Here is a 17,702-nt window from a genome sequence, read left to right on the forward strand (position 1 = left end):
TTCAGGAGCGCCGCGCATGGCCCAGAAAAAGAACGATCGCAGTCCTGCAGGCTCCAACGCTGATTACGCCGGGGGCGAAGCCTTCGCATCGTCGCGGGGCGAGGGCGGCGAAACGCACCACCAGGTGGACGCCAAGGGCGGCCATGACGACGGCAACGCCCACCTGACGACGAACCAGGGCATCCGCGTATCGGACAACCAGAACAGCCTGAAATCGGGCGCGCGCGGCCCGGTGCTGCTCGAAGACTTCGTCCTGCGCGAAAAGATTTTTCACTTCGATCACGAGCGGATTCCCGAACGCATCGTCCACGCGCGCGGGAGCGCGGCACACGGCACTTTCACCTGCACAAAGGCGATCCCCAACCTGACCCGTGCGGCGCCCTTCCAGAAGAAAGGCAAGAAGACGCCGGTCTTCACGCGCTTCTCGACGGTGGCAGGCGGTGCAGGCAGCGTCGATACCCCGCGCGACGTACGCGGCTTCGCGGTCAAGTTCTACACCGACGAAGGCAACTGGGACCTGGTCGGCAACAACATTCCGGTGTTCTTCATTCAGGACGCGATCAAGTTTCCCGACCTGATCCACAGCGTGAAGATGGAAGCGGATCGCGGCTATCCCCAAGCCGCGTCGGCCCACGATACTTTCTGGGACTTCGTCAGCCTGATGCCCGAGACCATGCACATGGTCATGTGGGCGATGAGCGACCGGACCCTCCCGCGTTCGCTGCGCATGATGGAAGGCTTCGGCATCCACACGTTCCGGCTGGTCAATGCGCAGGGAAAGAGCACGTTCTGCAAGTTCCACTGGAAGCCGGTACTCGGCATGCAGTCCACCTGCTGGGACGAGGCGGTCAAGATCGCGGGCGCTGACCCGGACTATCATCGCCGCGATCTTTTCGAAGCGATCGACGGCGGAGATTTCCCGGCTTGGGAACTTGGTATCCAGACCTTCGACGAGGAATTCGCCCGCGCGCAACCCTACGACGTGCTCGACTCGACCAAGCTGATCCCGGAAGAACTCTGCCCGGTCGAGATCATCGGGCGGATGGAACTCAATCGCAATCCCGCGAACTTCTTCGCCGAGACCGAGCAGGTCGCCTTTTGCCCGGGCAACGTCGTGCCCGGGATCGATTTCACCGCCGATCCGCTACTCCAGGGACGGCTGTTCAGTTATCTCGACACCCAATTGAAGCGCCTGGGATCGACCAACTTCCACCAGCTGCCGATCAACGCGCCCAAATGCCCGATGCAAAATTTCCAGCGCGACGGGCACATGCAGATGGCGGTCCCAGAAGGCCGGGCCAATTACGAACCCAACAGCCTCGCCCAGGCAGGGGAGGACGGCGGCCCGCGCGAATGTCCCGAGACAGGTTTCACCAGCTTCGCCGCGCAGGACGTGGTGAGCGAAAGCGGTGACAAGCTTCGCGTCCGGCCGGAACTGTTCGCCGATCACTACAGCCAGGCTCGTCTGTTCTACCGGTCGCAGACCGAGAACGAACAGGCGCACATCGCCAGTGCGATCGTGTTCGAGCTGAGCAAGGTCATGCTCGAGCACGTTCGTGTGCGGGTGGTCGCCCGCCTGCGCAATATCGATGAGGACCTGGCAACCCGCGTTGCCGAAGGCCTCGCGATGGACCTGCCGGCAAAGACGCCCGCGGCCCGGGAGCCGATCGACATGACCGCAAGCGCTGCCTTGTCGATCCAGAAGAATGCCAAGCCCGTCCTCGACGGTCGCAAGGTTGCGGTCCTGTTTGGCGAGCACAGCGACCAGAAGGACCTCGACGACCTCGAGGGCGCGATCGAAAAGGCCGGGGGCACCGCCTTCTTCATCGCTCCCAAGATCGGCCTTGGCGCTGATGGACAGCTCGCGGGCAGTCCCTCGGTCCTGTTCGATGCGGTCGCACTCGTTCTAACCAAGGACGATGCGGCTGAGATGGCCAAGGACGGTGCCGCGGTGCAGTTTGTCATGGATGCATTCGGCCACCTCAAGGCGATCGGAGCTACGAAGGCGGCCCAGCCATTGCTCGACAAGGTCGGCGTCGCTGCCGACGACGGGGTGACCGACCTCGGTGCAGCATTTGTGAAGGCGGCCGCGCAGCGATTCTACGATCGCGAACCCAAGGTGCGCGTGATCGCCTGATGCGCTAGGGAAGGCCGGGCAATGCACCTGACCTTCCCTGCCATCCTCGTCGCCGCGCGCCCGCATGGTGAGACGGCGGTGATTACCCGGGTCCTTAGCGAGGAATACGGGTTGGTCGCCGGCTACGTGGCCGGAGGTCGCGGGCGGGTGCTGCGGCCGGTGGTGATCCCCGGGAACCGGGTCGCGGTGGAGCTTGCGGCGAAAAGCGACAGTCAACTTCCGTTCCTGCGCCTAGAACTCGTCGAGAGCCGGGGTCCGTGGCTGGGCGAGCCGCTTGCTGCCAGTGCGATCGCGTGGGTGACCACGCTCACCGCGCTGGTCCTGCCGGAACGCAATGCCTATGCTTCGCTCTACAGCGCGCTGGGGGCGACCCTCGACGCCATCTGCCACGCCCCTTCCGCGCGGGGATGGTTGCGGGGGCTGGTCGGATACGAATCGCTGCTGCTCCGCGAGCTCGGGTACGGCGGCGCGCCCCCACCCGCCGAAGCTGACCTTGACGCGCTCCTGCAAATGTTTGCCCGAACCGCCGCTCCGCTCGAGCGCTACCTGCTTGTCGACCGGAAGGGCGATGGTATGGCCCTGCGCGCCATGCTGGGCGAGCGTCTGGAGAAGTTGAGGGCATGAAAGTCGCGATACTGCCCGGCGACGGGATCGGCCCGGAAGTGACCCGCCAGGCCGTGCGGGTGCTCGAAGCGCTCGACCTGCCAGGCCTGACCCTGTTCGAAGGCGACGTGGGCGGTATCGCCTATCGCCGCCACGGCCACCCGCTGCCCGCCGAAACGCTGGCAATGGCGCGCGCCGCCGACGCGGTGCTGTTCGGTGCGGTCGGAGATCCGTCGTGCGACGCGCTCGAACGCGCGTTGCGCCCCGAACAGGCGATCCTTGGCCTGCGCGCGGAACTGGGCCTGTTTGCCAATCTGCGCCCCGCGAAGACCTTCGCGGGCCTCGAAGGTATGAGTGCTCTGCGGCCCGAAATCGCCCGCGCGATAGACCTGCTGATTGTTCGCGAACTCAACGGCGACGTCTATTTTGGGGAGAAGGGTACGGACACCCTGGCGGACGGGCGCCGGCGCGGGTGGGACATGATGTCCTATGCAGAGGACGAAGTTCGCCGGATCGCCCACGTCGCGTTTCGCGCGGCGCAGGGGCGCGGCAAACGCCTGTGCAGTGTGGACAAGGCCAACGTACTCGAGACCAGCCAACTCTGGCGCGACGTGGTGAGCGAAGTGGCTGGCGAATACGCCGAAGTAACTCTGGAACACATGTACGTCGACAACGCGGCGATGCAGCTGGTGCGCGATCCCGGCCGCTTCGATGTCGTCGTGACCGGCAACTTGTTCGGAGACATCCTGTCCGACCAGGCGAGCATGTGCGTCGGTTCGATCGGCCTCCTCGCGAGTGCCGCAACGGGCGATCGGACGACTGCGTTCGGCACGTTCGGTCTCTACGAGCCGATCCATGGCAGCGCACCCGACATTGCCGGACAGTCAGTTGCCAACCCGGTCGCCACGATCCTGTCGGCGGCGATGATGTTGCGCCATTCGCTCGGGCGCGAGAGCGAGGCCGCGCGGATCGAGGCCGCCGTGGCAAGGACTCTGGGCGAAGGTGTCTTAGCGCGGGACCTTGGCGGTTCGGCGACTACCGGTGAAGTGGGTGATGCGGTAATCGCCCGGCTGTGACGGCTACGCTTGCGATAATTCTCCCCACCCTCAACGAGCGCGACAACATCGCGCCCCTCGTCGCGCGCATCGATCGGGCGCTGGGGCCCGACGGGTGGGAAGTGATCGTGGTGGACGACAACAGCACGGACGGCACCGCCGACGCGGTTCGCGCCATCGCCGCCGCCGATTCCCGGGTCCGCGTATTGCAGCGCTTTGGAAGGCGGGGCCTGGCGAGCGCGGCCATCGAAGGCATGTGCGCGACCGCGGCGCCGTTCGTTGCGGTCATGGATGCCGATCACCAGCACGATCCGGCGCTTCTTCCCACCATGCGCGCCGCTGTGGAGGCGGGCGAATGCGACGTGGCGGTCGCCAGCCGCTTCGCCCCGGGTGCCAGCGCAGCGGGTCTTTCCAGCGAAACCCGTGAGAAGGGGAGCAGGCTCGCCAACCGATTGGCCCGCAAGGTCACCGGAGTGGAGCTGAGCGATCCGATGAGCGGCTACTTTATGCTGAGGGCCGATCGCCTGCGGGCCGCCGCACCGCGCTTGTCGGGCATCGGTTTCAAGATCCTGCTGGACCTGCTGGCAACGGCCGACCCGCCGCTGAGGGTGAAGGAATTCCCGCTCGCATTCGCCGAACGCCGCAGCGGGACCAGCAAGCTCGACAGCGCGGTCGCGTTCGAATTTCTCGTGGGCCTCTACGATCGCAGTTTCGGCCGCGTGATTCCGAGCCGCTTCGCTCTGTTCGGCACCGTCGGAGCGATGGGCGTTGCGGTCCACATGGCGGTGCTGTGGGCGCTCTATCGTCTTGCAGGCGAGGGGTTCGCGCTCGCGACGATCTTCGCCACCTTCGCCGCGATGAGTTTCAACTTCTGGCTCAACAACCAGCTCACCTATCGCGACCAGCGCCTGAAAGGCGTTGCCGGTTTGCTCAAGGGCTGGGCCGGCTTCTGCGCGACTTGTGCCGTGGGCGCGCTCGCCAATGTCGCCACTGCCACGTTGATCGAGGCACGGGGAGTGCATTGGGTTCTTGCGGCGCTTGCGGGGATTTTGATCGGATCGGTGTGGAACTATGCGCTTTCGAGCCGCTTCGTATGGGGACGGTTCTAGCTGGCCGCTATCGCCAGCTGTCCACCCACATCCATTTCTCGAAACCGCGCTCGTCCGGCAGCGGTGCGGCGCTGAGGATCGGATAGAACCACGCGAATACCGCCAAGGAGCCCCCTAGTACCCCCCACGACAGCCAAGCCCATCCACGAGCGCGCAACTCGTGGAGGGCAAGCGCCAGAGCCGCGAGCAGGGCCATGCTCGGCACGAAGTAGTGATAATAGAACTGCACCGGCTTGGCCGCGACGATCCAGAAGCCCAGCGACAGCGCATAGATCGTTGCAACTGACAGCGCATCCATCCGACGCTTCCTTATGCCGGCCCAGATGCACCACACCACCGCGGGTAGCCCGGCGAGCATCGACAGCGGGTTGCCGATCAGCAGCACGCCGCGCTGGGCGCCGTCGACCTGCTCGTAGAGGTACCAGATCGCGCGCCGGTCGATGATCCAGTCGAACCAAGAACTTTGGTAGGGGTGCGGCTTGACCACGCTTTCCTGCATTTGGAGCATCATCTGGTGCAGACCTATTAGGCCGCGCTGCCCCAACTCGGCCGGTTCGATCAGCCACGCGGGAAGATAGGTAATCGCGTAAACCGCGATCGGCACCAGCCCCAGCCACAGAGCAGCCTCCACCAGCCGGATTCCCGGAACCGGAGCGCCGCGACGTCCGAACAGGCCTTTCCAGCCGCAGGCGTGAAGGCGAACCGCCAGGAATGCGAGGCCGGGCAGCGGGGCCAGTGCGATGGCATTCCACTTCGAGGCCATTGCCAGGCCCAGGGCGATCCCGGCGATGGCCAGGCTGCGACGCCCTTGCTCAGGCTGGCGAACGGCGGATGCGAGCTGCCAGAAAGTGATCGCCAGGAATGCCACTATGAACGCATCGAGCATCGCGATACGCGCGTGGACGAAAAGCACGAACCCGCTCGCCAGCAGCAGACCGTACGCGATCGTCGCATATCGGCGAAGCGAGGCGAACCAGAGGGCACGCATCGCGGCAAATAGTGCAACCGCTCCGGCGATCGCGCTTGGCAGGCGCCAGGCGAAGGGACGGTCGCCGAGCAGCCCGATTCCGGCCGCGATCAACTCCTTGCCGAACATCGGATGTTCGCGGTTCAACCAGTCGCTTCCCGCAAGCAAGGCCCGGGCGGCGGGGAGATAATGCACTTCGTCGAAATACGGCTTCGACGGGAGGGCAAGCCGGATGAGCAGGAGCGCAAGGAAGCCCGCCGCGATTATGACGCACCAGCCGATCGGGTCGCGAGGTTGATGCGGCGGATCGCTCATGCGGCAATGACGCTAACCCGCCGCCCCCCTTAAGAAAAGGCCTACCGTCGACATACAACGGTTCGCCGCAATTTTCGGACGCGGTGGTTGTTGGCATGCGCACAATCGGCTAGCCGCCAACGTGAAGAACATCGGTCGCAAACCATCATGTCTTTGTCAGGGGAATTTCAATGAGGACTCGTAATATTGCCTCGTCGCTTGTGGCGCTTTCGCTGCTCGCGGCGCCTATTGCTGCTCAGGCGGCTCCGGCAGCCCGCGCGGCTGCTCCCTCAACCGAGGAATCGGATCTGGGTGCCGGCGGCAGCAGCATCCTGTGGATCGTTCTCGCGATCGCTGCGGTTGTCGGTGCCATCCTGATCCTGGACGGCGACGACGATCCGGTCAGCCCGTAAGCCTGACCGATATCGACGAATTCGAAGCGGGGCCATTCGTGGCCCCGCTTTTCGTTTGGGCTCACTTTAGGCTTCAAGAGGCCTTTTTGTTTGCGCGGCCCGACCCGCCGCCCCTAGACGCGCGGTCGGCATGAAGAAAACCACCGGAATGGATCGCGCCGCCACGGCGCAATGGCGCCCAGCCACCCGCGCAGTCCGCGGTGGCACCTGGCGCTCGGAACACGGCGAGACGAGCGAGGCGCTGTTCCTCACCTCGGGCTACACCTACGACGACGCGCAAACGGTGGCCGATCGCTTCGCCGGAGAGGCCGAGGGGATGACCTACTCCCGCCTCCAGAATCCGACCGTCGCGATGCTCGAAGAGCGCATAGCGCTGATCGAAGGCGCCGAGGCCTGTCGCGTGCAGGCAAGCGGGATGGCCGCCATGACCGCAGCCCTTCTGTGCCAGTTGTCTATGGGCGATCATGTCGTCGCCGCACGTGCCGCGTTCGGATCGTGCCGCTGGCTGGTCGACCACCTGCTGCCGCGCTTTGGGATCGAGACCACGGTGATCGACAGCGCGGTGGACGGCGAATGGGACGCTGCGAGCCGGCCGAACACCAAGGTATTCTTCTTCGAAACGCCTGCAAACCCTACCCTCGACGTCGTAAACCTCCGCCATGTCTGCGATCTCGCACGGGCGCATGGGATCGTTACCGTGGTCGACAACGCGTTCGCCAGTCCCGCGCTCCAACGCCCGCTCGAATTCGGTGCGGACGTGATCGCCTACAGCGCCACCAAGCTGATGGACGGGCAGGGACGGGTGCTTGCCGGCGCAGTGTGCGGTAGCCGTGAATTCATCGACGAGAAGCTCCTGCCGTTCCAGCGGAATACCGGGCCGAATCTGTCTCCATTCAACGCGTGGGTCGTGCTCAAGGGTCTGGAGACGCTCGATCTTCGAGCGCGGGCGCAGAGCGCAGCCGCTTTGGAATTGGGCAAGTTCATCGAACCGCGCATCTCGCGGATGCTGCATCCCGGCCTGCCCAGCCACCCGCGACATGAACTGGCCGTGCAACAGATGCCCAACGGCACCGGCCCGATTTTCGCATTCGAAGTGCCGGGAGGGCGCGCGCAGGCCTTCGCCCTGCTCGATGCGCTGGAACTGATCGACATTTCTAACAACATCGGCGACTGCCGCAGTCTCCTTTGCCATCCGGCCAGCACGACCCATGCGAACATGGGTGCCGAGGCGCGCGCCGAGATGGGCGTGACCGAGGGGCTCCTGCGGATCAACGTCGGGCTTGAGGACATCGAGGATCTCAAGGAAGACATGGACCGAGCGTTGAGCGCCGCCGGGTTGTAACTGCCCCACATTGGCGACTTCGAACCCGTGCTCGGAAATTTCTGTGCCGGGGCGGGAGCGCATTCTCGGTTTGCGCGTTTCGGCTTGACCGTCGGTGCACCTTGCGTGCGGGCGCCGGCAGTGGTGGGGCATTCCGGACGCATCGCGGCCGGCAATAGGGATAGCTGAAAGCAAAATGAGGGCGCAGGAACACTACGCGGCCATTTTCGAATCGTCCGACGACGGAATCGTCGCCAAGAACCTCGAAGGCATCGTACTGAGCTGGAACCCGGCAGCCGAACGGCTTTTCGGCTGGACTGCCGGCGAGATGATCGGACAGTCCATCCGGTGCCTGCTTCCGCCAGACCGTCAGGACGAGGAGGACTTGATCCTGGCCCGCATTCGGCGCGGCGACAAGATCGAGCAGTTTCTCACCGAGCGACTGCACAAGGATGGCAGAACGCTCGACGTTTCGGTGAGCATTTCGCCGATCCGGAGCGCGCAAGGCGACATCATCGGCGCGAGCAAGATCGTCCGAGACGCGAGCGAGCGGGTCGCGATCGAGCGTCGTTTGCGCGAGAGCGAATCGCGCTTCCGCATGCTGGCCGACAACATTGCCCAGCTGGCTTGGATCGCAGAATCCGACGGCGACATCCTGTGGTACAACCAGCGATGGTACGATTACACCGGGACCGACCTTGAAGAGATGCGCGGATGGGGCTGGCGCAAGGTCCATCATCCCGATCATCTCGAGCGGGTTGAGGTGCGATTCCGCGAGCACATATCAAGCGGCGAGGAGTGGGAGGACCTGTTCCCGCTGCGCAGCGCCGACGGCGAATGGCGCTGGTTCCTGAGCCGCGCGAAGCCGATCCGGGACGAGGATGATTCCATCGTCTGCTGGTTCGGTACAAACACCGACATCACCGAGCAGCGCGAGCAGACCGAGCAGATCAACACGCTCCTGCGGGAAGTGAACCACCGGTCCAAGAACATGCTGGCCAAGGTGCAGGCGCTTGCACGTAGCAGCATCGAAGGCGACCCGGAGCTTGTGAAGCGCTTCGAGGAGCGCGTCAGCGGGCTTTCGGTAAACCAGGACATTCTCGTCAGTCGCGATTGGCGCGAAGTTCCTGTCGATGAACTGGTGCGCATGCAATTGCATTTCATCGACCAGTACGGCGATCGGGTCGTGCGCTCCGGGCCGGATGTCGCATTGATTCCCCGAGCTGCCGAAATCCTGGGCATGGCGCTGCACGAACTGGCGACCAATTCGCTCAAGTACGGCTCGCTTTCGGTTGCGGAAGGTACGGTCGAGATCGCTTGGGAATGCCTGGCGACGCATCTCAGGATCACGTGGCGCGAAAGCGGCGGCCCCAGAGTGATGAAACCGAGCCGTCGTGGCTTCGGCAGTCAGCTGATCGAGGATATCCCGCGCCGCGCACTGGGCGGTGACGTCAGGCACACGTTCGAGGAAGCGGGTATCGTGTGGGAGTTGACGATGGACAATTCCAACCTTGCCGACAGTGCACGACTGGTACCCTGACCCTTGCGCGCACGGCGCGTCTTGCTACCTTCAGGAGTGATGAAGCAGCTTTTCCAGCACGCCGCGATAACCGAAGGCATCACCGTGCGGGTGGCGGTGAACTTTCTGCCCGAACAGTCGCGTCCGCAGGACGGCAAGTGGTTCTGGGTCTATCACATCCGGATCGAAAACGGCTCGCATGAACGGGTACAGCTCGTCAGCCGGCACTGGCGCATCACCGACGGACGCGGGACGGTCAGCGTCATCGACGGTGAGGGCGTTGTCGGCGAGAAGCCCGTGCTCGAGCCGGGGCAGAGCCACGATTACGTCTCGGGCTGCCCGCTGGCGACCCCGCACGGCACGATGGAGGGGTTCTACACCTTCCACCGGAGCGGCGGTCCGCTGGAGGTGCGTATCCCGTTCTTCCCCTTGGCCGCTCCGGCCGAAGCCTGACCTAACGAACCTCGATCGCGCTTTCGAGGCCGAGCCAAGCAGCGAGCGCTGTCAGGTCCTTCGTCACGCTTTCCCCCGCGATCGGTGCCCGCTCGCGCGTGGTCACGAGGATCAGGCGGTCATCTTCTACCTGCAATGCGCTCGCCAACGAGGCGGGCAGCGCTGCGGCCCCGGCGCGGCGAGCCAGGCGGGTCGCCAGTCCCCAGCCGGTCGCTTCGCGCAAGTCTCCGACGCTCGCCAGGCGCGCAAGCGATGCAGGACCCTCGGTCTTCCCGCAGGCGCCGAGCAGCGCTGCCGCCAGCATCGCGCGGCCCCGTGCGTCGATGCCGATCCAGCGCTTGTCGAGCGACCATTCAACGGCCTGCCGGGTTCGCAGGTTGGGTTCGACCCTCGCCAGCGCGAGCGCAAGGATCGTCGCGGCGAGCCGCAGTCGCTCGGCCTCGGGCCCCTCGCCGTGTGCCGCGCCCGAGCACCAGGCCGCCAGCCGAGTGGCTTCGGTGACCGCGCCTTGCCGCGGCGCCGCGAAGGCGATCACCGCGGCCAGAAGCGGATCGTTGGCGCGTTCCTCCAGCCCTAGCTGCTGGTAGAGCAAGCCTTCGCGCAGGCCCCAGGATGAAAAGACCAGACCGTCTGGCTTCAGTTCGGCGAGCATGATCGCCAGCATCTGCGCCGCATCCGGCAGCGCGGCTGCGCGCAACGAAGAAATGCCCGATATCGCCGCAAGCGCAGTCACTTCGGTCCGGGCGATCTTCCGGACGAACTTGAGCGCGTCCTCGACCGACAAAGCGAATGCGTGCGGATCGCTGAGCGGCCAATCCATCTCGTGCATCGCGTAAGCGGCAAACGCGCGCCAGGTGCCGCCGACGAGATAGAGCGGTCCGTCATGGGCGGTCGCCCAGCCTGCACCTTCGAATGCCTTGTGCACCGTGCGACGAAACTTTTCGTCGCCTTTTTCCCGTAGTGTCGGAAGGCGCAGCGTGCCGAGGGGAAGGCTGATTCCGTGGTGGCTTGCTCCGCCATCGACCGCGACGAGTTCAAGGCTGCCTCCGCCGAGATCCGCCACGACACCCGGTGCACCGGGGAATGCGGCGATGACTCCGGCGGCCGAAGCGCGGGCTTCCTCCTCGCCGGTCAACAGGCGCGGTTCGAGGCCGAGTGCTGCCACTTCGCGCAGGAATGCGGGTCCGTTCGCGGCTTCGCGCACCGCTGCGGTGGCGACCGTCTGCACGTCGCGCACGCCGTAATCGGCTATGACCAGGACGAATCGCGCAAGCGCTGCCAGCGCCTGCTCGATCGCCCTGTCGGGCATCTGCCCGCCGTCCGGGCCGAGATCGCGACCGAGGCGGGCGGATACCTTTTCGTTCAGCAGGATAATCGGTGCCCGCGGCGGCCCGCCGTAGATCACCAGGCGCACCGTGTTCGATCCGATATCGATTACCGCCTTGGCGGGTTTGGCGTGCCGTGCAGGGCGGTTCATGCCGCGCCCCTTCGCAGGCGGAGCTTCGGCACCGCCTCGACGCCGGCGCCCCCGCGCCCCGACAGCGAGGGATTGCGGATGAAATAATGGTGCACGTTGAACCTGTCTCCCGTGGGCACGACCCGCGCATACTCGCCATCCGGCGAAAGGTGCCAGCTTTGGTCGGTATCCAGCAGGTTGGCCAGCATGACCTGTTCCAGCACTTGGCGGTGTACGGTCCGGTTCTTGAGCGGAACGAACGCCTCGACACGGCGATCGAGATTGCGGCTCATGGCATCGGCGCTCGAAATGAAGACGGTGGCCCTAGCGCTGGGCAGCGCGCTGCCGTTCGCGAAGGCCCAGATGCGGCTGTGCTCAAGGAACCGCCCGACGATGGATTTGACCCGAATGTTCTCGGACAGGCCGGGTACGCCCGGCCGAAGGCAGCAGATGCCGCGAACCATCAGTTCGATTGTGACCCCGGCCTTGCTGGCGGCATAAAGATGGTCGATCACGCCGCGATCGGTGATCGAGTTCAGCTTGACCCAGACGCCCGCGGGCTTCCCGTTCATGGCATTGGCGATCTCGCCGTCGATCAGGCGATAGATCGTCTGACGCAGCGTCAGCGGGGAAATGGCGATACACTCGGTCTTTCGCGGCTCTACATAGCCGGTGACGAAGTTGAACAGTTTTCCCGCGTCGCGTCCCAGAGCAGGGCTGGCGGTGAAGAACGACAGGTCGGTGTAGATGTTCGCCGTCACCGGGTGGTAGTTTCCGGTGCCGAAATGACAGTAGGTTCGCGCGCCGTCTTCCTCGCGCCGGACGACCATCGAAACCTTGGCGTGCGTTTTCCAGTCGGTGAAGCCGTAGACGACCTGCACGCCGGCTCGCTCGAGCTGGCCCGCCCATTTGAGGTTTTGCTCCTCGTCGAAGCGGGCCTTCAGCTCGACCACTGCGGTCACCGATTTGCCGTTCTCCGCCGCCTCGATGAGAGCGGCGATCACGGGCGACTGGTTGCCCGCGCGGTAAAGCGTCTGCTTGATGGACACGACCTGCGGATCGTTGGCCGCCTGGCGCAGGAAATCGACGACCACCTCGAAGCTTTCGTAGGGGTGCTGGATGACGATGTCCTTTTCGCGGATCGCCGCGAAGCAATCGCCGTCGTGTTCCAGGATGCGTTCCGGGTAGCGCGGCGCAAAGGGCGCGAACTTGAGGTCGGGGCGATCTTCTTCGCCGACGATCTGGTCCAGATTGCGCAGGCCCAGCATCCACTGGGCCTTGCTGACCATCGTCGCCTCCACACCCAATTGATCGCGCAGCAGGGCCTCGGCCTCGGGGTCGCAGGCCTCGTCCAGTTCGAGCAGGACGATGCGCCCGCGTCGGCGTCGCTGGATCGCGGTGCGGAAGGTGCGTACGAGGTCTTCGGCTTCTTCCTCGATCTCTATGTCGCTGTCACGCAGGACGCGGAACACTCCGTCGCCCAGCACGTGGAAGCCGGGAAATATCTCCCCCGCGAAACGGATGATGAGGCTTTCGACCGGGACCCAGGTCGAGCCTTCATCCCCCGGCAGTCGCACGAATCGGGGAATACCCGCAGGGATGAGCACCATCTCGACCAGCCGCTCGCGGTCGCTCTCTCGTTCGAGCGAAAAAATCACGCCCATGCCGAGGTTGGCGACAAATGGAAACGGATGGGCGGGATCGATCGCCTGCGGCGTGAGGACCGGCTGCAGGTGATCTTCGAACCAGTCCTTCAGCCATTTGTGCAGTCGCGGCGCGATGCGCGTCTCGTCGGCGATGTGGACGCCGTTGGTGGCCAGCGCGTCGACCAGCGTGCGCAGCGTGCGCTGTTGCTCGTCTTCCAGCGAAGCGACCTCGCGACGGATTTCGATCAGCTGCTGCGGCGGAGTCTTCCCATCGATCGAGAGGCTGCCAATACCGCGCCGCGCCTGCCCCTCGATCCCGGCCACCCGGATCATCGTAAACTCATCGAGATTGGAACCCGAAATCGCGAGGAACCGCAGGCGCTCGAGCAGCGGATATTCCGGCCGCGAAGCTTCGGCCAGTACGCGGCGGTTGAATGCCAGCCAGCTCAGTTCGCGGTTGAAATAGCGCATTGCGCGCGGTTGGTCGTCCGGCTCATCGTCGCCGGCCTCTCTGGGTGGAGGATGGGGAGAGTCCATCGATATCCTGATAGTGCGCGACTATGGCCATGTGCGGGCGCTTTGTTGCAGATCGGTGACATTTCGGCGACCGATGCTTGCAAGGTCATTCGCCTGCCTCCCCCGACCCGGATAGTTGGCCACCGGCGGGACATACCGTCAATCCAACGCTGGCCTGCGCGCGCGGGTCTTTCTATTGCGCCGCCGCTTCGCTACTTGAGCGCGCGATGAAGCGTACGCACCTTCCCCTCAACGCCTTGCGCGTGTTCGACGCCGCGGCGCGGCACTTGTCGTTCACCCGAGCGGCCGACGAGCTGGCGGTAACCCCCGCCGCCGTGGGCCAGCAGATTCGAGCGCTCGAGGACCACCTCGGCACCGTCCTGTTCCGCCGGACGAGCAAGGGGCTGGAATTGACCGACGAGGCGATCGCGGGGCTCGATCCCTTGCGCGAAGGGTTCCTGAAGTTCGAGGAATCGGTCCAGGCGATGCAGGCGGGGCAGGCGAGCGATCGCTACACCATCGCCGCGCCGCGCGAATTCTATGCCCAGTGGCTCAGCCACAGGCTCGCGGCATTCATAACCGAGAACCCGGGCGTGCGCTTCCAGCTCATCGCCGACGAGAACGCCGACTTCACCGAAACCAACCTCGACGTGGCTATCCGCCTGGTTGACGGGCCGGGCGATCTGGAGGGCGTGGAACTTGCGCCAGCCCGCCGCGTGGTCGTGGCCGCGCCCGGCGCGCCGGACCAGTGGATCGCGTGGCCGGGTGCGCCGCTACCCGACGGGGCGGAGGGCATGGTCCAGGTCGCCAATCCCGGCCAAGCGCTGTCGAGCGCCATCGCCGGGCTGGGCAAGGCTATGCTGCCGATGCTGCTCGTGGAAGAAGCGATCGAGGGCGGTCGGCTCGAAGTGCTGGAAGGCCCGGACGAAGGGCGCCGCGCCTACTGGCTGGTCGCACCACTGCCGCAATGGCGGCAGAAAAAGGTCAAGGCGCTGGTGGCGTTCCTGACAACCTAACGGCCGCAACCGGTTTCGCCGAACGCCGCGAACACGTCGGCAAGTCCCGGCGGATCGCAACTACCCCGTAAGACCTCGATCGCCCGTTCGATCCGCAGGTGATATTCGAGGACTTCCGAATCCCGTCCGGCGAGTTCCGCGCCGAGCCCGCGGATAAATGCGATCGCGCCGGCATTTTCCGCCAGAGTCCATGCCTGGAATTCCTCGTACCCGGCACGCATGGAATCCAGCAGAATCGTGGCAGTGAGGAGTCGGCCGAGCCCGCGACCGTGAAATTCGTCGATCACCGCGACGGAGAACTCCGCGCAGTCGTCGTCGCCCGGACCTGGCCCCGCCTCGTCCGCGGCATAGGCGTGTACCGCGCCTACTGCGGGTTCACCCGTCAGGTCGCTGGCGATCGCGCCCCAGGCGATATGGCGATGCCCATCCGCATCGAGCAGCCGCGTGATCACGTGGGGCGGGGGCACGCTAATGCCGGTGAAGAACCGCAGGTAGCGCGAACGATCGGTCATCTGCGCGATCCCGTCGCGCATCCGGGGTTCGTCGTCGGGGCGGATCGTACGGATGCAAACGCGCGTGCCGTCCTCGAGCCGGGTGTGGATCACCCGCTCGTCAGGACGCGTGGACGCAGCGCTGCGCTCGTTCATCGAAGCCTTCCGCCGGATGCGACCCGACCTGTGCGAAGCCCGAGGCTAGCACGGTCGCGGCGGCATGCGGAAGACGGGTCGTCAGTATTGAGCCGCGGTGGCCTCGTTCGCGAGTGCCTTGGCCTGGGCCGCCTCGGCCTCGTCGGCGCGGCGCTCGGCGCGGATCTTTTCGGCCTTCACCCTGTCGACCATGACCTTGCGGGCCTGGTCGGCAAGTGCGCGCCAGGTCTTGGCGGCACGCAGGTTGCGGTCTCGGACGTTGTCGAGCGTGGCATTTTCGGCCTCGGCAACGGCCTCGTTGGCACGGGCGTCGTAGAATTCGAAGGTCTGGCTCATCGACGGGTCTCCGGCGCTGGTGTGATGCGTGTGGCGGGCGCTCGTGCTCCGGTCAGCGAAACGCCGACCGCAAGAACAAACGCCCGCCCGCAATTGCCGCCACGCGCATCAGCGCGAAGGGCAATGGAAAGCCGCATGCGCGAATGCGCATGCGAACGGTTCAAATCAGTCGGCAGGCGACAGGTTGACTGCGCTCGCCTTGCCGTTGCGGCCGGTTTCGACTTCGAAGTTCAGACGCTGATCCTTGTCGAGCGACTGCATGCCAGCAGCCTGGACGGCAGTGATGTGGACGAAGCTGTCGTCCGAACCGTCGTCGGGCTGGATGAAGCCATAGCCCTTGTCGGCGTTGAAGAACTTTACGGTTCCGGTCTTGCTCATGATGTTTCCTTTCAAGAAACGTTTTGTTCGTGCGCGAGGCGACGTGCCCCGCGGTCGTGCGTCAAATCGTCAGATGAAAGGAAGTCGTCGTCTGGGTTGGGCCGGGGCAGGTTCCGCGTGAGCGGAAGGAGCCGTAGCGCCTCGTCAAAAGTCGAAGTCCGTCGCACATTTCGACGTCAGCGGAACGTGTGTAGCACGCAAAGCCGGATTTACCTAATCTGTCGCTTTTCCGGGGCGATGATCGCCGCAGGTGGCAATCAGAGGCAGGCCTCGAGGTAGGCTTGGTCGAAGCCGAACTGCCGGGCCTTTTCGAGGGTGTAGGGGCGAAGGCCCGACGAACGGAATTCGCCCAGGATCTTACCGTCCTCGCTTTCGTCGAGATACTCGAACTTGAACAGTTCCTGCGTCACGATCACGTCGCCTTCCATGCCGATGACTTCGGTCACGTTGGTCGTCCGGCGCGAACCGTCGCGCAGGCGCTTGACCTGCACGATCAGGTCGACCGATTCGGCGATCTGGCGGCTGATAGCTTCCTTGGGGATTTTGATGTCGCCCATCAGGATCATGTTCTCCATACGGCCCAGGCATTCGCGCGGGCTATTGGCGTGGAGCGTACACATCGAGCCGTCATGACCGGTGTTCATGGCGGCTAGGAGGTCGAAGCACTCCGCGCCGCGGATTTCGCCAAGGATGATGCGATCCGGACGCATACGCAGGGCGTTCTTCACGAGGTCGCCGATAGTGATTGCGCCCTGGCCTTCGAGGTTCGGCGGACGCGTTTCGAGTGGCAGCCAGTGGGGCTGCTGCAAGCGAAGCTCGGCCGCGTCCTCGATGGTCAGCACGCGCTCGCCCGGGTCGATCATCTTCGACAGGGCGTTGAGCATGGTCGTCTTACCCGAACCCGTACCGCCGGAAATCACGACGTTCATCCGGCACGCGCCGGCGATCTTCAGCGCGGTCGCCATCTTGTCGCTCATGCTGCCGAAGTCGCGCAACATGTCGATGGTGATCGGCTTTTCGGAGAACTTGCGAATCGAGATCGCCGTGCCGCGCAAGGACAGCGGCGGAACGATCACGTTGACGCGGCTGCCGTCCTTGAGGCGGGCGTCGGCCAGCGGCGTCGTCTGGTCGACGCGGCGGCCGACCTGGTTCACGATGCGCTGGGCGATCTGGAACAGGTGCTGCTCGTCGCGGAACTGGATGGGCGCGATGACCAGCTTGCCCTTCTTTTCGATGTAGGTCTGGTCCGGGCCGTTGACCATGATGTCGGAAATGTCGGGGTCGTTGAGAAGCTCTTCCAGCGGACCGAAGCCGAGCAGCTCGTCGATCAGGACCTTTTCCAGCGCGAACTGCTCACGCCGGTTCAGCGTGACCTTGAGCTCTGCGAGCACTTCCAGGATGATGGGACGGAATTCTTCCGACAGCTCGTCCTTGGTCAGGGTGGCAGCCGCTTCGGGATCGACGCGTTCCAGAAGGCGCGGAAGAACCTGCTCCTTGATCTTGTGGACCGATGCCTCGAACCCGCCGACCTGTTGCTGTTCGTGGACCGCGTTGGCGCGATCCGCGAGACGGGTCAGGGCATCGTCCTTGTTACCGGGAGCGCCAGCCGGTTCGGCGAACGCGTCGCCGGCCGGAAGCGGAGGGAATTGGTCCCCGCCGCCAGACGGCTGGACGGGAGCGCCGGGGCCGCCCTTCATCGGGCGGGCGACACCGAACGACGGGCGAGCCCCCGGATTCATCGCTCCGGGGCCGTTTTTCCGTCCGAATGCGCTCATCTTCGTTTCATCCCTTGGGTCGTCGGTCGGCCACTCTAAAGGGCGGCGTGATGCAACCTGT

16 protein-coding genes are annotated in these 17,702 nt (G+C 64.9%); 9 read left to right on the plus strand and 7 right to left on the minus strand.

What is annotated here, in order from left to right; genetic code table 11:
* Window positions 1-16: 16 nt before the first annotated feature.
* Genes AR323_RS08085 through AR323_RS08100 form a run of 4 tightly spaced genes read left to right on the plus strand, consistent with a single transcriptional unit; the run spans window position 17 to window position 4,904 of the window.
* Window positions 17-2,137 carry a catalase gene (locus AR323_RS08085; RefSeq protein WP_057883453.1) on the plus strand — a complete coding sequence of 707 codons (2,121 nt, stop codon included), beginning with the start codon at window positions 17-19 and terminating at the stop codon, window positions 2,135-2,137.
* Between the two features lie 21 nt (window positions 2,138-2,158).
* Window positions 2,159-2,761, plus strand: coding sequence for a DNA repair protein RecO (gene recO, locus AR323_RS08090; protein WP_057883454.1), 603 nt, complete (start codon window positions 2,159-2,161; stop codon window positions 2,759-2,761).
* Window positions 2,758-3,816 carry a 3-isopropylmalate dehydrogenase gene (gene leuB / locus AR323_RS08095; protein WP_057883455.1) on the plus strand — a complete coding sequence of 353 codons (1,059 nt, stop codon included), beginning with the start codon at window positions 2,758-2,760 and terminating at the stop codon, window positions 3,814-3,816. The genes recO and leuB overlap by 4 nt, the downstream gene beginning before the upstream one ends.
* The gene (locus tag AR323_RS08100) at window positions 3,813-4,904 is read left to right on the plus strand and encodes a glycosyltransferase (RefSeq protein WP_057883456.1); all 1,092 of its coding nucleotides are present in this window, start codon (window positions 3,813-3,815) and stop codon (window positions 4,902-4,904) included. The genes leuB and AR323_RS08100 overlap by 4 nt, the downstream gene beginning before the upstream one ends.
* A gap of 7 nt (window positions 4,905-4,911) precedes the next feature.
* Here AR323_RS08100 and AR323_RS08105 read toward each other — a convergent pair whose 3' ends face one another.
* On the minus strand, window positions 4,912-6,186 hold the full coding sequence (locus AR323_RS08105) for a glycosyltransferase family 39 protein (protein ID WP_057883457.1): 1,275 nt from the start codon (window positions 6,184-6,186) through the stop codon (window positions 4,912-4,914).
* Window positions 6,187-6,356: 170 nt separating this feature from the next.
* Between AR323_RS08105 and AR323_RS08110 the strand changes: the two genes are divergently transcribed.
* The 4 genes from AR323_RS08110 to apaG all read left to right on the plus strand — a co-directional run bounded on the left by AR323_RS08110 (window position 6,357) and on the right by apaG (window position 9,871).
* Window positions 6,357-6,578 (plus strand): hypothetical protein, encoded by a 222-nt coding sequence (locus AR323_RS08110; protein WP_152980316.1) that lies wholly within the window; start codon window positions 6,357-6,359, stop codon window positions 6,576-6,578.
* 130 nt (window positions 6,579-6,708) lie between these two features.
* Window positions 6,709-7,920 carry a trans-sulfuration enzyme family protein gene (locus AR323_RS08115; protein WP_057883459.1) on the plus strand — a complete coding sequence of 404 codons (1,212 nt, stop codon included), beginning with the start codon at window positions 6,709-6,711 and terminating at the stop codon, window positions 7,918-7,920.
* A 175-nt stretch (window positions 7,921-8,095) separates the two neighbouring features.
* Complete coding sequence (locus tag AR323_RS08120) at window positions 8,096-9,439, plus strand: PAS domain S-box protein (protein WP_057883460.1); 1,344 nt, start codon at window positions 8,096-8,098, stop codon at window positions 9,437-9,439.
* 39 nt (window positions 9,440-9,478) lie between these two features.
* Window positions 9,479-9,871 carry a Co2+/Mg2+ efflux protein ApaG gene (gene apaG / locus AR323_RS08125; RefSeq protein ID WP_057883461.1) on the plus strand — a complete coding sequence of 131 codons (393 nt, stop codon included), beginning with the start codon at window positions 9,479-9,481 and terminating at the stop codon, window positions 9,869-9,871.
* Window position 9,872: 1 nt separating this feature from the next.
* Here the strand turns inward: apaG and AR323_RS08130 are convergent, their stop codons facing one another.
* Together AR323_RS08130 and AR323_RS08135 are read right to left on the minus strand one after the other, a co-directional pair.
* The gene (locus AR323_RS08130; protein ID WP_057883462.1) at window positions 9,873-11,348 is read right to left on the minus strand and encodes a Ppx/GppA family phosphatase; all 1,476 of its coding nucleotides are present in this window, start codon (window positions 11,346-11,348) and stop codon (window positions 9,873-9,875) included.
* Window positions 11,345-13,510: an RNA degradosome polyphosphate kinase gene (locus tag AR323_RS08135; RefSeq protein ID WP_057883463.1), complete on the minus strand. Its 2,166-nt coding sequence runs from the start codon at window positions 13,508-13,510 to the stop codon at window positions 11,345-11,347. The genes AR323_RS08130 and AR323_RS08135 overlap by 4 nt, the downstream gene beginning before the upstream one ends.
* A gap of 206 nt (window positions 13,511-13,716) precedes the next feature.
* Here AR323_RS08135 and AR323_RS08140 point away from each other — a divergent pair, with 206 nt between their 5' ends.
* Complete coding sequence (locus AR323_RS08140; RefSeq protein WP_057883464.1) at window positions 13,717-14,505, plus strand: LysR family transcriptional regulator; 789 nt, start codon at window positions 13,717-13,719, stop codon at window positions 14,503-14,505.
* Here AR323_RS08140 and AR323_RS08145 read toward each other — a convergent pair.
* From AR323_RS08145 to AR323_RS08160, 4 genes are all read right to left on the minus strand, one after another.
* Window positions 14,502-15,152, minus strand: coding sequence for a GNAT family N-acetyltransferase (locus AR323_RS08145; RefSeq protein WP_164461515.1), 651 nt, complete (start codon window positions 15,150-15,152; stop codon window positions 14,502-14,504). The two genes, AR323_RS08140 and AR323_RS08145, sit on opposite strands and share 4 nt — an antisense overlap.
* An 81-nt stretch (window positions 15,153-15,233) precedes the next feature.
* Window positions 15,234-15,488, minus strand: coding sequence for a hypothetical protein (locus AR323_RS08150; RefSeq protein WP_057883465.1), 255 nt, complete (start codon window positions 15,486-15,488; stop codon window positions 15,234-15,236).
* A 165-nt stretch (window positions 15,489-15,653) separates the two neighbouring features.
* The gene (locus tag AR323_RS08155) at window positions 15,654-15,866 is read right to left on the minus strand and encodes a cold-shock protein (protein WP_057883466.1); all 213 of its coding nucleotides are present in this window, start codon (window positions 15,864-15,866) and stop codon (window positions 15,654-15,656) included.
* A gap of 257 nt (window positions 15,867-16,123) precedes the next feature.
* Window positions 16,124-17,641 carry a CpaF family protein gene (locus AR323_RS08160; protein WP_200956690.1) on the minus strand — a complete coding sequence of 506 codons (1,518 nt, stop codon included), beginning with the start codon at window positions 17,639-17,641 and terminating at the stop codon, window positions 16,124-16,126.
* Between the last annotated feature and the right edge of the window lie 61 nt (window positions 17,642-17,702).

The organism is Tsuneonella troitsensis (genome assembly GCF_001441535.1).
GTDB classification, from domain to species: domain Bacteria; phylum Pseudomonadota; class Alphaproteobacteria; order Sphingomonadales; family Sphingomonadaceae; genus Tsuneonella; species Tsuneonella troitsensis.

Excerpts from the sequence above, each read along its gene's own strand:
- AR323_RS08085 (WP_057883453.1), top strand. The coding sequence starts at position 17 with ATGGCCCAGAAAAAGAACGATCGCAGTCCTGCAGGCTCCAACGCTGAT.
- recO (WP_057883454.1), top strand. The coding sequence starts at position 2,159 with ATGCACCTGACCTTCCCTGCCATCCTCGTCGCCGCGCGCCCGCATGGT.
- leuB (WP_057883455.1), top strand. The coding sequence starts at position 2,758 with ATGAAAGTCGCGATACTGCCCGGCGACGGGATCGGCCCGGAAGTGACC.
- AR323_RS08105 (WP_057883457.1), bottom strand. The coding sequence starts at position 6,186 with ATGAGCGATCCGCCGCATCAACCTCGCGACCCGATCGGCTGGTGCGTC.
- AR323_RS08110 (WP_152980316.1), top strand. The coding sequence starts at position 6,357 with ATGAGGACTCGTAATATTGCCTCGTCGCTTGTGGCGCTTTCGCTGCTC.
- AR323_RS08115 (WP_057883459.1), top strand. The coding sequence starts at position 6,709 with ATGAAGAAAACCACCGGAATGGATCGCGCCGCCACGGCGCAATGGCGC.
- AR323_RS08120 (WP_057883460.1), top strand. The coding sequence starts at position 8,096 with ATGAGGGCGCAGGAACACTACGCGGCCATTTTCGAATCGTCCGACGAC.
- apaG (WP_057883461.1), top strand. The coding sequence starts at position 9,479 with ATGAAGCAGCTTTTCCAGCACGCCGCGATAACCGAAGGCATCACCGTG.
- AR323_RS08130 (WP_057883462.1), bottom strand. The coding sequence starts at position 11,348 with ATGAACCGCCCTGCACGGCACGCCAAACCCGCCAAGGCGGTAATCGAT.
- AR323_RS08135 (WP_057883463.1), bottom strand. The coding sequence starts at position 13,510 with ATGGACTCTCCCCATCCTCCACCCAGAGAGGCCGGCGACGATGAGCCG.
- AR323_RS08140 (WP_057883464.1), top strand. The coding sequence starts at position 13,717 with ATGAAGCGTACGCACCTTCCCCTCAACGCCTTGCGCGTGTTCGACGCC.
- AR323_RS08145 (WP_164461515.1), bottom strand. The coding sequence starts at position 15,152 with ATGAACGAGCGCAGCGCTGCGTCCACGCGTCCTGACGAGCGGGTGATC.
- AR323_RS08150 (WP_057883465.1), bottom strand. The coding sequence starts at position 15,488 with ATGAGCCAGACCTTCGAATTCTACGACGCCCGTGCCAACGAGGCCGTT.
- AR323_RS08155 (WP_057883466.1), bottom strand. The coding sequence starts at position 15,866 with ATGAGCAAGACCGGAACCGTAAAGTTCTTCAACGCCGACAAGGGCTAT.
- AR323_RS08160 (WP_200956690.1), bottom strand. The coding sequence starts at position 17,641 with ATGAGCGCATTCGGACGGAAAAACGGCCCCGGAGCGATGAATCCGGGG.